The sequence below is a fragment of the Mesorhizobium sp. Arg314 genome, from assembly GCF_053714275.1.
The window spans coordinates 195,735-209,080 of record NZ_JBSKBP010000008.1; the positions used below are offsets into that span (position 1 = coordinate 195,735).

12 protein-coding genes are annotated in these 13,346 nt (G+C 66.2%); 5 read left to right on the plus strand and 7 right to left on the minus strand.

Going from position 1 to position 13,346, the window contains the following annotated elements; translation table 11 throughout:
• Nucleotides 1-6: 6 nt before the first annotated feature.
• Genes ACWGS9_RS11445 through ACWGS9_RS11460 form a run of 4 tightly spaced genes read right to left on the minus strand, consistent with a single transcriptional unit; the run spans nt 7 to nt 3,366 of the window.
• Complete coding sequence (locus tag ACWGS9_RS11445) at nt 7-450, minus strand: hemerythrin domain-containing protein (protein WP_454505342.1); 444 nt, start codon at nt 448-450, stop codon at nt 7-9.
• A 24-nt stretch (nt 451-474) separates the two neighbouring features.
• Nucleotides 475-606: a cytochrome bd-I oxidase subunit CydX gene (gene cydX / locus ACWGS9_RS11450; protein ID WP_135858807.1), complete on the minus strand. Its 132-nt coding sequence runs from the start codon at nt 604-606 to the stop codon at nt 475-477.
• Nucleotides 607-626: 20 nt separating this feature from the next.
• Complete coding sequence (gene cydB / locus ACWGS9_RS11455; RefSeq protein WP_454505343.1) at nt 627-1,781, minus strand: cytochrome d ubiquinol oxidase subunit II; 1,155 nt, start codon at nt 1,779-1,781, stop codon at nt 627-629.
• A 13-nt stretch (nt 1,782-1,794) separates the two neighbouring features.
• The gene (locus tag ACWGS9_RS11460; protein ID WP_454505344.1) at nt 1,795-3,366 is read right to left on the minus strand and encodes a cytochrome ubiquinol oxidase subunit I; all 1,572 of its coding nucleotides are present in this window, start codon (nt 3,364-3,366) and stop codon (nt 1,795-1,797) included.
• A gap of 100 nt (nt 3,367-3,466) precedes the next feature.
• Here ACWGS9_RS11460 and ACWGS9_RS11465 point away from each other — a divergent pair, with 100 nt between their 5' ends.
• Together ACWGS9_RS11465 and ACWGS9_RS11470 are read left to right on the plus strand one after the other, a co-directional pair.
• A complete protein-coding gene (locus ACWGS9_RS11465; protein WP_454505345.1) occupies nt 3,467-5,077 on the plus strand; it encodes an ATP-binding cassette domain-containing protein in 1,611 nt (536 codons plus the stop codon).
• Nucleotides 5,074-6,672, plus strand: coding sequence for an ATP-binding cassette domain-containing protein (locus ACWGS9_RS11470; protein ID WP_454505346.1), 1,599 nt, complete (start codon nt 5,074-5,076; stop codon nt 6,670-6,672). Before ACWGS9_RS11465 ends, ACWGS9_RS11470 begins: the two co-directional genes overlap by 4 nt.
• Nucleotides 6,673-6,764: 92 nt before the next feature.
• Here ACWGS9_RS11470 and ACWGS9_RS11475 read toward each other — a convergent pair whose 3' ends face one another.
• Nucleotides 6,765-8,258, minus strand: a complete 1,494-nt coding sequence (locus ACWGS9_RS11475; RefSeq protein WP_454505347.1) for a helicase HerA domain-containing protein — start codon at nt 8,256-8,258, stop codon at nt 6,765-6,767.
• A 207-nt stretch (nt 8,259-8,465) separates the two neighbouring features.
• Between ACWGS9_RS11475 and ACWGS9_RS11480 the strand changes: the two genes are divergently transcribed.
• Entirely contained in the window at nt 8,466-8,720 is a 255-nt protein-coding gene (locus ACWGS9_RS11480) for a hypothetical protein (protein ID WP_454505348.1), read from the plus strand.
• 163 nt (nt 8,721-8,883) lie between these two features.
• Here ACWGS9_RS11480 and ACWGS9_RS11485 read toward each other — a convergent pair whose 3' ends face one another.
• Nucleotides 8,884-9,369, minus strand: coding sequence for a hypothetical protein (locus ACWGS9_RS11485; protein ID WP_454505349.1), 486 nt, complete (start codon nt 9,367-9,369; stop codon nt 8,884-8,886).
• 186 nt (nt 9,370-9,555) lie between these two features.
• Here ACWGS9_RS11485 and ACWGS9_RS11490 point away from each other — a divergent pair, with 186 nt between their 5' ends.
• Nucleotides 9,556-9,921 (plus strand): RidA family protein, encoded by a 366-nt coding sequence (locus ACWGS9_RS11490; protein WP_320217850.1) that lies wholly within the window; start codon nt 9,556-9,558, stop codon nt 9,919-9,921.
• Nucleotides 9,922-9,948: 27 nt separating this feature from the next.
• Nucleotides 9,949-11,175 carry an amidohydrolase/deacetylase family metallohydrolase gene (locus ACWGS9_RS11495; RefSeq protein ID WP_454505350.1) on the plus strand — a complete coding sequence of 409 codons (1,227 nt, stop codon included), beginning with the start codon at nt 9,949-9,951 and terminating at the stop codon, nt 11,173-11,175.
• A gap of 210 nt (nt 11,176-11,385) precedes the next feature.
• On the opposite strand, the gene ACWGS9_RS11500 is transcribed toward ACWGS9_RS11495, so the two are convergent.
• A complete protein-coding gene (locus tag ACWGS9_RS11500; protein WP_454505351.1) occupies nt 11,386-13,173 on the minus strand; it encodes an NAD(P)-binding domain-containing protein in 1,788 nt (595 codons plus the stop codon).
• Nucleotides 13,174-13,346 lie beyond the last annotated feature (173 nt).

Genomic DNA, 13,346 nt, shown 5'->3' on the forward strand with positions numbered 1-13,346 from the left:
GTCCCTTTATTGGTGATCGAGAATCTCGGGCAGCACATGGTCGTGCTCGAAGGCGATGTGGCGGCGCATCGATTCGAAAAAGGCACGCAGCATGTAGCCGAACGCCTCCGGATTTTCGATCGGCCGCCCGTGGCCGCAGGCAAGCAACGCCTCGCTGAGATCCGCCGCCGCGCTTTCGTCTTCCAGATGCTCGAGCTTGAGCCTCGCGATAGTGTCTTCCTCGCCGGTTCTCCGCGCAAAGGCGGGGAAGACGACCTCTTCCTCGAAGCGGTGGCACTCACGCAGCAACGGCAAAAGATCGGCCGCCACGGCCAGACACTGGAGCCGGTCGACGCGCGACGGCAGGTCGTCGGCAATGCCTTCGAGTATGTGGCAGAGCGCAAGCTTCTGTACATGCGCCCGTCTCATGTCCGCCGGATTGTGCAACGGCTCCGACTTTGCGCCCGTCATGATCGCTCCTCCGTCACGCCTGCCTTAAGGCGTGGGCAAGGCGACGGTGTCCTCGACGGGTTCTTCGCGGACGGTGCGCAGCTCGTACCAGAGCGCGTTGAGGATGCCGACGGAGGCGGCCAGCCCGAGGCCGAGTATCCAGGAAAAATACCACATGGTCAGGAACTCCGGTTGGATCAGTAGGCCGACGAGCCCGCTTTTTCGACGCTCTTTTCGCCGACTTTGCCCCACAGCACGCTGTACACCCAGGCGGTATAGGCAAGGATCAGCGGCATGAAGATCACCGTGGCGATCAGCATGTTGCGCAGCGTGGTGCGGCTGGACGAAGCGTCGAAGACCGCGAGCGAATGGCTGGGGTTGCTGCTCGATGGCAACAGGATCGGGAACATTGCGAGCCCCACCGTGGCGATGATCATCGCAACGCCGAGCTTCGAGGCAATGAAGGTCCACCCTTCGAGCCGCGCCTGGAAACCGGCGGCGGCAAGCAATGGCGCGGCGATGCCGAGCGCGGGTACGATCCAGAGCAGCGGGTGAGCATGGAAGTTCGCCAGCCAGGCGCCGCCATCGGCCACCACCGTCTTGACCAGCGGATTTGACGGTCCGTCCCAGACGATTGGCGACGTCACGCGGTAGCCGCCGAGCAGGCCGAGCCAGACCAGCACGCCGCCGCCGGCAAAGAGCCCCGCCGTGACTATGGCGGAGCGGGCGCCGACAGCGCGGGCGCGGTCGGCGACGCTGCCCTCCGCCTTGAACGTCAGCCAGGCCGCGCCATGGGTCACCAGCATGGCGAGCGAAACCACGCCGCAATAGAGCGCGAGCGGATTGAGCAACCCGAAAAGACTGCCTTCATAGATCGGGCGCAGGTCCGGCGTGAAGTGGAACGGCACGCCCTGCAGCGTGTTGCCGACGGCGACGCCGAAGATCAACGCCGGCACCGCGCCGCCCACGAACAGCGCCCAGTCCCAACGCGTGCGCCAGGCCGGATCCGGCCGCTTCGAGCGGTACTTGAAGGCCACCGGGCGCATGATCAGCGCCAGAAGCACCAGGAACATCGCAAGGTAGAAGCCGGAGAAGCTCATCGCGTAGAGCGCCGGCCATGCCGCGAAGATGGCGCCGCCGCCGAGGATGAACCACACCTGGTTGCCTTCCCAGACCGGGCCGATGGTGTTGATCGCCACACGCCGCTCGGCGTCCGTCTTGGCCACGAAGGGCAGCAGCGCGCCGACGCCCATGTCGAACCCGTCGGTCGCGGCGAAGCCGATCAGAAGCACGCCGAGCAGCATCCACCAGATCACGCGCAGCGTTTCATAGTCGAAGAGAAATTCGATCATCGTCGTGATCCTTTCACTCTGCCGGTTGCATTGCGGGGTCGGCGCCCGGACGCAGATCATCGATGACCCTAGCGACTTCCGGCCCCTTGCGAATGGCGGCCAGCATCAGCCTGACCTCGATGACGGCGAGCACGCCGTAGACGAGCGTGAAGCCGGCGATGGTGAGCAGAAGGTCGCTCACGCCAAGTTCCGACGTGGCAAGGAAGGTCGGCAGCACCCCGTCGATGATCCAGGGCTGGCGGCCGAACTCGGCCACGAACCAGCCGACCTCGACGGCGATCCACGGCAGCGGCATGGCGATGAGCGCGGCGCGCAACAGCCAGCGCGGCGCTTCCGTCTCCCGCGTCGTATGCCACAGCGACACCGCAAACAGCGCCAGCAGCGCGAAGCCGCAGGCCACCATCAGGCGGAAGCCGAAGAAGAGCAGCGGCACGTAAGGCACCGTCGACCAGGCCGCGTCCTTGATCTGCTGTTCGCTCGCCTGCCGCGGATCGGGCAGGTACCGTTTGAGCAACAACGCGTAGCCGAGGTCCTTGGAGCTGGCATCGAAGACCGCGCGGGCGCCGGTGTCCTTGCGGTCTGCCTTGATCTTCTCCAGCGCGTCGTAGGCGACAATGCCGTTGCGGATGCGGACTTCCGCATGGGCGACGAGCTCGTCGATGCCGGCGATCTGCTTGTCGACCGAGCGGGTGCCGATGATGCCCATCACCCATGGAATGCGGATGGCGAAATGCGTCTCGCGATCGCTCTGGCTCGGGATGCCGAATGCCGTGAACGATGCCGGCGCCGGCTCGGTCTCCCACATGGCTTCGATGGCTGCGAGCTTCATTTTCTGATTGTCGGTCAGGGCGTAGCCGCTCTCATCGCCGAGCACGATGACGGAAAGGGCCGATGCCAGGCCAAAGGCCGAGGCGATCACGAAGGAGCGCTTGGCAAGCTGGACGTGGCGCCCCTTCAGCAGATACCAGGCCGAGACGCCGAGCACGAAGGTGGCGGCGCAGACATAGCCTGCGGAAACGGTGTGGACGAACTTCGCCTGCGCCACCGGATTGAAGATCACCGCCACGAAGTCCGTGACTTCCATGCGCATCGTGTCCGGGTTGAAGGCCGAGCCGACCGGGTTCTGCATCCAGCCATTGGCGATCAGGATCCAGAGCGCGGAGAAGTTGGTGCCGAGCGCCATCAGCCAGGTCACTGTCATGTGCGCGCGCGGCGAAAGCCGGTCCCAGCCGAAGAAGAACAGTCCGACGAAAGTGGCTTCGAGAAAGAAGGCCATCAGCCCCTCGATGGCGAGAGGCGCCCCGAACACGTCGCCGACATAATGCGAGTAATAGGCCCAGTTCATGCCGAACTGGAATTCCATGGTGATGCCGGTGGCGACCCCGAGAGCGAAGTTGATGCCGAACAGCACGCCCCAGAACTTCGTCATGTCGCGCCAGATGGTGCGGCGGGTCATCACATAGACGGTTTCCATCATGGCGATCAGGATGGAAAGGCCGAGCGTGAGCGGAACGAACAGGAAGTGGTAGAGGGCCGTTAGTGCGAACTGCAGCCGGGAAAGGTCTACGAGGAGAACGTCGGACATGGAAGTATCCTTTCTGGCTACGTCTCATAACGCGCAGAGGATATACTCGACTTGACATGGATCAATTCGTTTCGTCCCGGCGCGTGACAAAAAGGAGTGCATGAAGATAGCCGCCGTTCCCGTACCGCGCCCTGATCCCGTCGCCTCGGAGCCTGCCGCATTCGAGGCGCTCTCCAGCGCCGAGCGATTGGCAAGGCCCGGATTGCGCAGTCTTGTCGCCCTGCAGGCGGTTCGCACGGCATTGAGGCTCGGCTTCGCCGCGACGGCGGCGATGGCCGCTGGCCGGCTCATGATGGGCGAGGCGGTCTATCCGTGGCTCGTCGCCGGGATGATCGTGCTGCTTGCAGCTGCCTGCTTCGCCGGATACGCCGCCGAAAGGATGCAGGCTTCCTCGGAAAACGCCGTGTCGACGCGGCTGCGAACGCTGGCAGGCGAGCGACTGAGCGAAATGCCGGCGCGGCAGCTGCAGTCGCTCTCGACAGGCGCCCTGATCGTCTCGATGCAACGCCATCCAGAGTCGATCGCCGCGCTGGTGGTGGGCCATCGTGCCGCCGCGGCCATGATGGCCGCCGGCCCGTTGCTCGCGGCCATTGTGCTTTGCTTCGTCTCCTGGCAGGCAGCGCTGCTGGTCATCTGCCTGACGCCGGTGATGATCCTGTTCTTCGCACTGGTGGGCGACGCCATTCGCCGGCACGCCGACGCCCAGGAACGTGCCTTCGGCCGGCTGGCGGGCCAATTCGCCGACCGCGTCCGCACGCTGCCCACAATTCTTGCCAACCACGCGACGGCAACCGAGGAGGCAAAACTCGGCCAGCGCCTGGAGGGCTACGCGGGCAAGACGATCGGCCTTCTGCGTATCGCCTTTGCGAATGCCGGGATCATCGACTTCTTCGCCTCGCTCTCGATTGCGATCCTCGCCGTCTTCCTCGGCCTCGGGCACCTGAAGCTTGCGACGATCCCGGGCTTCTCCAATCTCGAGCTCTGGCAAAGCCTGTTCATACTGATGATCGCGCCGGAATATTTCGCGCCGTTCCGGCGCTTCTCGGAACAGTACCACGCCAAGGCGGAAGGGCTGGCGGCGGCCGACGCCCTGGACCGGCTGCTGGATGTAGGCCCGGTCGTGGCCAAGGCCCTGCCGGTGCTCGACCGGCTGTCGCTGGCGCTGCCGGAGCATGGCCTTGTCGCCATCGTCGGCCCGAGCGGATCGGGCAAATCGACCTTGTTGCGCCGTCTCGCCGGCCTCGAACCTGGCGCGGCGCCAGTGACCCATCCGTTGGCCGCTGAAGAGATCGCCTGGATTTCGACGGACGCTTACGTGCCCGAAGGAACGCTGGCCGAGGCCATTTCGTGGAACGCCGGCGCGGTAGACCGGAACCGGCTGGAGAACGTCGCCCGCGCGATCGGGTTGCTCGACGACGCGCTGCTGCCCGGCGGCCTCGATGCCAGGCTGGACAAGGGTGGCGCCAATCTTTCCGGCGGCCAGCGGCTTCGCATCGCGGTCGCCCGCGCGCAACTTCGCGGACGAACCGTGCTGGCCGACGAGCCGACGGCAAAGCTCGACCGCGAGACGGCAGAAGCCGTGCGACATATGCTGCTCGAGATTTCAGGGGAGCGGCTCGTCGTTGTGGCGACACATGACCGGGACCTCTCGGCTGCCGCCGACATCGTGCTCGAACTCACCCACGGCGATACGGTCGAGGCGGCGGCATGAGCGCGGCATTCCAGTCAACGAGCCGGAAGTCGTGGCGGCTGGCGACGGGCTTTGCCTTCGCCGCGCTGGCCTGCGCCATATTGCTGGGCGGCGTTTCCGCCTGGCTGCTCGGATCGGTGGCGATCGCGGGCCTTTCCGCCGCCGCCTTCACCTTCAACTTCCACATCCCGGCGGCGCTGGTCCGGCTCTTCGCGGTCGGCCGCACCGCCGCCCGCTATGGCGAGCGCCTGACCGGACACAAGGCGGCGCTCGCCGATCAGGTAGCGCGTCGCGTCGAGCTCTTCGCTGCCATGGCGGCGGCGCCGGTGGTGCGCCGGGCGGGATGGCAGCTCGGCGACGACGCGCGCCTTGCCGACTATCTCGACGACGTCGAGGACCTCGACTACGCCAGGCTGCGCGCGGGCCTGCCGGCGCTGACGCTCGCCTGCGGCCTCGCGATCCTGATCGCGGGCTCGGCGGTGCTGGCGCCTTTGTCCCTCCTGCCGATCACCTTCTTGCTGCTTGCCATCCTGTTCGCGGGGAACCGGGTGGCCAAGGCTGGCGCCATGGCATGGGGTGAGACCAGGTCGCTGCGTCGCGGGGGCGCAAGCCGGCTTGGCGCGGCCATGGCGTCAGCCGTCCCGCTGAAGGCGGAGGGCGCCTGGAGCCGCGAATGCGGCGAAGCCCTTGCCGCGCTGTCCCGAGCCGATGGGCGGTTGCTTGCGCTTCGCCGGCTGCAGGCCGTGCTGGACATGATCGGCCCGGCCTTCGGTCCGGTCGCCGGCATCAGCGTGATGGCAGCCGCCTGGCATGCCGGCAAGCAGGGCGCGGACCTTCTGCCGCCGATGCTGCTCGCTTTCTCCTGGCTGGCGCTGAGCGAAACCATGAATGGCGCATCGCGCATGTTGGTGGCCGCGCTTCGCCGCAACGCGGCTCGCATCGAGATCGGACAATGGACGCGCGGCTCTGCGGCGGACAGGCGCGAATTCGCACCGGAGGACGTCAAGCCCGGCCTCCTGCGTCACGGCGCCCTGCAGCGCCGCGCGCCTGACGGCCGGGCGATTGGAATGCCCATCTCCGTGCTCCTCGCACGCGGCCGGCCGACGGTGCTCGTCGGCGCAAGCGGTTCGGGCAAGACGAGCCTGCTCAAGCAGATCGCCGGCTGGATCGGTGACGATGCCCTTGCCGCCGGCGACCGTATCCTGTCGGCAAGCGAGCGCCGAGCACTCGTGGCACTCGTCCTGCACGACGCGGTCGTCCTCGAAGACACCGTTCGCGCCAATCTCTTCGCCGGCGATGCCCCGGATGCGGCACTCTGGCGGGCGCTGGAAGCCGTCGAAATGGACGGTCGTATCCGCGAGGCGGGCGGGCTGGACGCCTGGATCAGGCAGGACCGGTTCTCGCTCGGCGAGGCGCAGCGCATCAATCTCGCGCGCGCCTGGTTGTCTTCCCGGCCGCTTGTGCTGCTCGACGAGCCGACCGAGCACCTCGACCAGACGCAGGGGGAGCGTATCCTCGATCGGCTGCTCGCCCGCTTCAACGATCGGATCGTCGTCGTCTCCACCCATCGCGCGCCACCGCTACGCGATGCACGCACGCTCGAGCTGCAGCCGTGAATGCGATCCCCAGTCGGAGGCCGATGGAAGCGTGTTCGAAGCATCCGACCCTGAAGTCATCAGCCGCCAGGGTGGTACCCTGCCTCCAGCTGTCACGCCGCTGAGCTGTCCTGCTCTCCGGCATTGGGATCGCCCGGCGACGTCGCCCAGGCGAGTTCGACCAGCGTCACGGTGCGCCGGCCGGCGCCGTCGACCTGGCAGACGATGAGGCCCTGCTCCTCGATATAATCGAGCAGCCGCCGCGCGCGGCGCAGTGAATGCGAGCCATAGGCCCGCGCGATCGCCGCGTCGCTCGGGCAGGGCCAGCCTTCCTTGGCGGCGCGGGCGATCATCATGAACACGCCCTGCATATCCTCCGGCAACAGCGAGGCGCGCACCGACACGTCCCGCCACGCATCGTCCTCGGCCATGTCGGAGCCCACGCCAGCGCGAGCCCGCGTCAGCATGCGGCGGAACTCCGAAAGATCGGGCACAACGGAGGCAAGTCCTTCGATGCGGCAGCGGACCACGAACTCCTGGTAGAGCACACCGATCACGCGGAACCCGGCATCCGGCTCGGCCAGGATGGCACGCAGGATGCGGTCCATCCGCTCGCGCCGCTCGGCCAGGTCCTCGGCGCTGGGCTGCGGCTCCGCCGGCTCGGGGCGGATATCCAGCGGCGCGGCCTTGGCCGCCATCAATTGATCGAGCAGGTCAGGCGAAGGCCGGCGTTGCGGCCTGACCGTCTCCGGCGGCGGCGCGGCCAGAATGATCGAGCGCGCATCCTCCAGCGTCGCCTCCGGCAGCGGCATCAGCCGCGGCGTGCCGTTGCGCGGGCTGGTTTCCGTCTGGCCGATGCGCAGGCCGAGCGGACGGCGCGACAGCGCCGGACCGAGAGCCATGAAATGCCCGCGCTCCAGGTCGCGAAACGCTTCGGCCTGCCGGCGTTCCATGCCGAGCAGGTCGGCGGCGCGCGCCATGTCGATGTCGAGGAAGGTCCGGCCCATCAGGAAATTGGAGGCTTCCGCCGCAACATTCTTGGCGAGCTTCGCCAGCCGCTGCGTGGCGATGATGCCGGCAAGCCCGCGCTTGCGGCCGCGGCACATCAGATTGGTCATGGCGCCCAGCGAAAGCTTGCGGGCCTCGTCCGAAACCTCGCCGGCGGCGGCGGGCGCGAAGAGCTGCGCCTCGTCGACGACCACCAGCATCGGATACCAGTGGTCGCGCGCGACCTCGAACAATCCGCCGAGGAAAGCCGCGGCGCGCCGCATCTGGTTCTCCGCGTCGAGCCCTTCGAGGTTGAGCACCGTCGAGACGCGGTGGATGCGCGCCCGCTCGCCAGCCGCCTGCAGGCCGCGCTCGGTATGCTCCTCCGCGTCGATCACCAGATGGCCGTAGCGTTCGCCGAGCGAGACAAAGTCGCCTTCTGGGTCGATGATGGTCTGCTGCACCCAGGGCGCGCTCTGTTCGAGCAGCCGGCGCAACAGGTGCGACTTGCCGGAGCCCGAATTGCCCTGCACCAGCAGGCGGGTCGCCAGCAATTCCTCAAGGTCGAGGGCAGCCGGCGTGCCTGCCGTGGTCTGCCCCATCTCGATTGCAACGGTCATGTCTCGACTCGGATCGTCTCCCTGCGCGCGACGGGCTTACCAACCCGAGCGCAGTGCGTCGAGCACATGTCGAGCCTGGGTGGCTGGTGTCCACATCTTGGCGGCAGACTGTCGGCAATCACTCTGGTCGGACCACCATTTCGCTGGCGCCGGTCAGCCATTGGCGTATCATTCTGACGGGACAGGGTTCATGGCAGGAGGAGGCCGATGGACGTTGCTGCCGAAGTGCCCGTCGCCGAGTTGACGGTGCAAGACCTTGTAACGTATGCCCTTTCGAAATTTCGTGCTGGCGACACCGTCTCGACGCGCGCGATGCTCGAAGCCATCCGCCGTTCCGATCCGGCCTGCGGCGACAGCGACGACCGTCTCGTCGAACTAATCGTCATGGCGGCAATTGGTAAGACCATGGGCGTCGTCTTCGACCACCGCTCGCCTGACGAGCGATTGCCGCTTCTATCCTAGCGAGCCCATCGGCTGAAGCCTCCCTAACGTCGTCGTCATCCACGGGCGGAGCAAGGAGTGAAGCGACGCTCCTTTCTCCGCCCCAGAATGACGAGCTAACAGGCGCTTCGGCTAAGCCCCACAACGGGCGATTTTGCCAATGCGGGCACCGTCCGACAGGCCGCTAGCTGCCGAGCGGGTGCGGCATGTAACCGACAAAGCCGGCGATCTTCCAACGGCCGCCGACCTTGCGGCAGAAGTAGAGCGTCTGCCATTTGAGTCGATCGACACCGCCGTCGGCCTTGGCGACCGAGCCATCGAACTTCTTGTGCAGCACGGCGCGATCGCCATCGACATCGATGTCGCGCATGTTGGTGACGCGGAACAGCGCCTCACGCAATGGCTCGGCGAATTTCGTCGCCGCGGTCTCCTTGGCCTGGCGCAGCCATTCGTCGCGATAGACGTCCAGCCTCGGGAACTGCAGCCGCCAGGCATCGGCATTGGCAAGGAAATGCGCATGCATGCCGAAGAAGCTCTCGGCGATGAAATCGTCCTCGACCATCGACCAGTCCTGTCCGAGGAAAGCATCGATGTCGCGCCGCACCAGCATTTCCCAAAGCGCGTGGCGATCGGCATCGCCTTCCGGAAACGGATTTTTGTCGAAGGCCATCCTGGATCTCCCCTCATATGTGCGCAGCGGTCGCAAGCGTCGGGCGCAAGATGCTCAGGCTTCTGTAATAAAGCAACATGAATTTCGAAAAAATGTTGCTTTCCGACATTGTCTCTATGAGGATCATGCCGACAGGCGTAGACGGCTATGTGACCCGGTTCCCCCAGTCGACAAAAGGAGGCTCACTTGCCCAAGCAGTGCTTTGGAAAATCGCATGTTCCGCTCTCGCCCGCCGTGCGCGCCGGCGATTTCGTCTATGTCTCCGGTCAAGTCCCGGTGGGCAGCGACGGGCTTGTGGTGAAGGGCGGCATCGCCGAGCAGGCCGAGCAGGTGCTGCAGAACGTCAAGGCCGCGCTTGCGCTGGCCGGCTGCACCATGGACGATGTGGTGAAGACCACCGTCTGGCTGGAGGACGCGCGCGACTTCGGCACCTTCAACACCGTCTATGCAAAGCATTTCTCGCAGGACCCGCCGGCGCGCACCACGGTCGAATCCCGCCTGATGATCGACATCAAGATCGAGATCGAAGCCGTCGCCTACCGGCCGGTCTGAGCGCGGTCATACAGAGGGAGGGCACCGATGCAGTTCGATCTCCTGATCAAGGGCGGGCGTGTCATCGATCCCGCATCGGGTCTGGATGCGCAACGCGACGTTGCCATTGCCGATGGCCGCGTCGCTGCAATCGACGCCGCCATCGATGCCGAGGCGTCGGGTGAAGTCGTCGACGCCAGGGACTGTATCGTCACGCCCGGCCTCGTCGACCTGCACAGCCACGTCTATTGGGGCGGCACCTCGCTCGGCGTCGATGCCGACCGGCTCGCCGCCAGGAGCGGCACCACCACCTTCATCGACGCCGGCAGCGCCGGCGCCGGTAATTTCCTTGGCTTCCGCCGCCATGTCATCGAGCGCTCGAAGGTCCGCATCCTCGCTTACGTCAACATCTCCTTTGCCGGCATATTCGGCTTCGCGAAGACTGTGTCCGTCGGCGAATGCAGCGACCTCAGGCTTTGCGAGCCGCGCGAGACGGTGGCGGCGGTGCGCGAGCACGCCGATGTCGTCGTCGGCGTAAAAGTGCGTTCCGGCAAGCATGCCGGCGGCACCAGCGGCATCGCGCCGGTCGACCTCGCGCTCGAAGCCGCGGACAAGGTCGGCCTGCCGCTGATGGCGCATATCGACGAGCCGCCGCCCGGCCGTTCCGAGGTGCTGCCCAGGCTGCGCCGCGGCGACATCCTCACCCACTGCTTCCGCCCGTTTCCCAACGCGCCGGTGTTCGCCTCCGGCGCGGTGCGGCCGGATATGCGCCTGGCGCGCGAACGCGGCGTCATCTTCGACATCGGCCACGGCATGGGCTCCTTCGACTTCGAGGTGGCGAAGGCGATGCTCGCCGAAGGCCTGGCGCCCGACGTCATCTCGAGCGACGTGCATCTCTACTGCGTCGACGGCCCCGCCTTCGACATCCTCGTCTGCATGTCGAAGCTGATGGCGCTCGGCATGCCATTGGTCGAGGTGCTGCGCGCGGCGACGGTGGCTCCGGCGAACGCGATCGCCAGGCCGGAACTGGGCGTACTGGAGGTGGGCGGTATCGGCGATGTCGCGGTACTGAGGCAACTGCCAGGCCGCTTCACCTTCGTCGATGCGGTCGGCGCCTCGCTGGTCTCAGATCAGCGATTGGTCTCCAACGGCATCGTCCTCGGCGGCAAATGGTGGCCGAACGAAGCGCCCGACCACGAGGAGACGGAGCGCTTCGAACCGCATCCGCATCATACGCATGTGGAGGTGGCGGCCAGGCATTTGGGAAGTGACTAGCCGATCTCCCCCGAGGGGAGAGGGCCGGCAGGCTTGCGGCGGCGGCGCGTTTGACGAACGGCTTCCCCCACTCCGTCGCTGCTTCGCTCGACACCTCTCCCCCCCTCCGGAGGGAGAGGAAGGGGCCACTTGGAATAAGTGCGCGCCTTTCCCCTCCCCCGTCGATCGGCGGAGAGGTGTCGAGCGAAGCTCGACGGAGTGGGGTCGACCTTACCCGGCGTTGCTCGGCTCGCCGTAAACCGGCGTCGCAATCCCTTCCATGCGCGCCTTGAGCTGCAGCGCCACGTACTTCGAATAGAAGCGCGACAGCGCCAGGTTGCCGCCATGGAACCACAACGCTTCCTGCGCCGTCGGCTTCCACATGTTGCGCAACTCACCCTGCCACGGACCCGGGTCGCCCTTCACGCCGGAACCGAGGCCCCAGCACGGGCCGACCCTGTCGGCGACCTCGCGCGAGACGATCGCGGCAACCGTCTCGTTCATCGACTGGTAGCCGGTGCAGCAGACGATCGCATCGACGGCGAGTTCGCTGCCGTCCTCGAACAGGATGCCGTTCGGCGTCAGCGACTTGATGCCGACGCCGCTCTTCACCGCGATCTCGCCGTTCAGGATCAGCGCGCACGCGCCGACATCGATGTAGTAGCCGGAGCCGGTGCGGTAGGCCTTCATCAACAGCCCGGTCTCGTCCTCGCCGAAGTCGATGGCAAAGCCGCTGTCGCTGAGGCGCTTGTAGAAATCCGCGTCCCGCGCCCTGATCACATCGTAGAGCGCGCGCTGGCCCTTCGGCACCAGCGCGAAGGGCGTCGAGGCGACGATCATGTCGGCCTTGTCGGTGCTGATGCCGCGCGCCAGCGCCCTTTCCGAGAATATCTCGAAGCCGACATCCATCAGCGTGTCGGACTTCACCACCGTCGTCGGCGAGCGCTGCACCATGGTTACCTTCGCGCCCGCTTCCCACAGATCGACGCTGACATCGTGGCCCGAGCTTGCCGCCCCGATCACCGCGACACGCTTGCCGCGGAACTTCTCGCCGGTGGAATACTGGCTGGAGTGCAAGAGCTCGCCCTTGAAGCTGTCCGCGCCCGGTAACTCGATCTGCCTCGGCGGACCATAGGCGCCGGTGGCGAAGACGATGTGTTTCGGCTTCAGCGTGACGCGCTGGCCGACGCGATCGACAACCACCGTCCAGACCTTTTCTGCCTCGTCATAGGCGGCGCTGATGCATTTGGTGGCCACCCAATAGTTCAGCTCCATGACGCGGGTATACATTTCCAGCCAGTCGCCCATCTTGTCCTTGGGCGTGAAGACCGGCCAGTTTTCCGGGAACGGAACATAGGGCAGATGGTCGTACCAGACCGGATCGTGCAGCACGAGCGAGCGATAGCGGTTGCGCCAGGAATCGCCGGCGCGCGCGTTCTTCTCGATGACGAGGGTCGGAACGCCGAACTGACGCAGCCGGGCGCCCAGCATGATGCCGCCCTGCCCGCCGCCGATCACCAGGCAATAGGGCTGGTCATGCACGCCGAGATCGCGCGCCTCGCGCGCTCTTGCTTCCGCCCAGGTCTCGCGCTTCGGGTCTGCCTTGTGGCGGATGCCGAGCGGCCGGGCCGGCCCCTTCCGCTCCTCGAAACCCTTGAGCTCGGTCATCGCCGTGAACAGCGTGCGGCAGCGGCCGTCCTTGAGCCGCAGGATCCCCTCGCCCCGCGCGACCACCGTCTCGAAGCTGAACCACGCTTCGATGATGCCGTCGTCGACGCTTGGGTCTCCGGTCAGGTGCCAGTGCGACGGCTGCGCCAGATGGAGCGTGGCCTTCAGCATCTCGCGGATCGCGGCCTGCCCCTCCATGGTCTTGATGTTCCAGGTGAAGGCAAGCAGATCGCGCCAGTAGCAATCCTCGACGAAAAGGCCGGTCGCAGCCTCGATGTCGCCGGCCTCGAGCGCACGGCCGAAAGCGCCAAGCCAGGTTGCTGCCTGTTGCAATGGTGCGATGTCGAGCATTCTTCTTGGTCCCTTTTTCAGTTCGAATTCCTTTTCGAAGCCGGCGCCGCCGCCTTCTCCTTCTCCCCTTGCGGGAGAAGGTGGATCGGCGCGATAGCGTCGAGACGGATGAGGGGTGTTCCAGCGGAGTGAGACGCTGGCGTCCCCGGGAGCACCCCTCATCCGACCTCGCT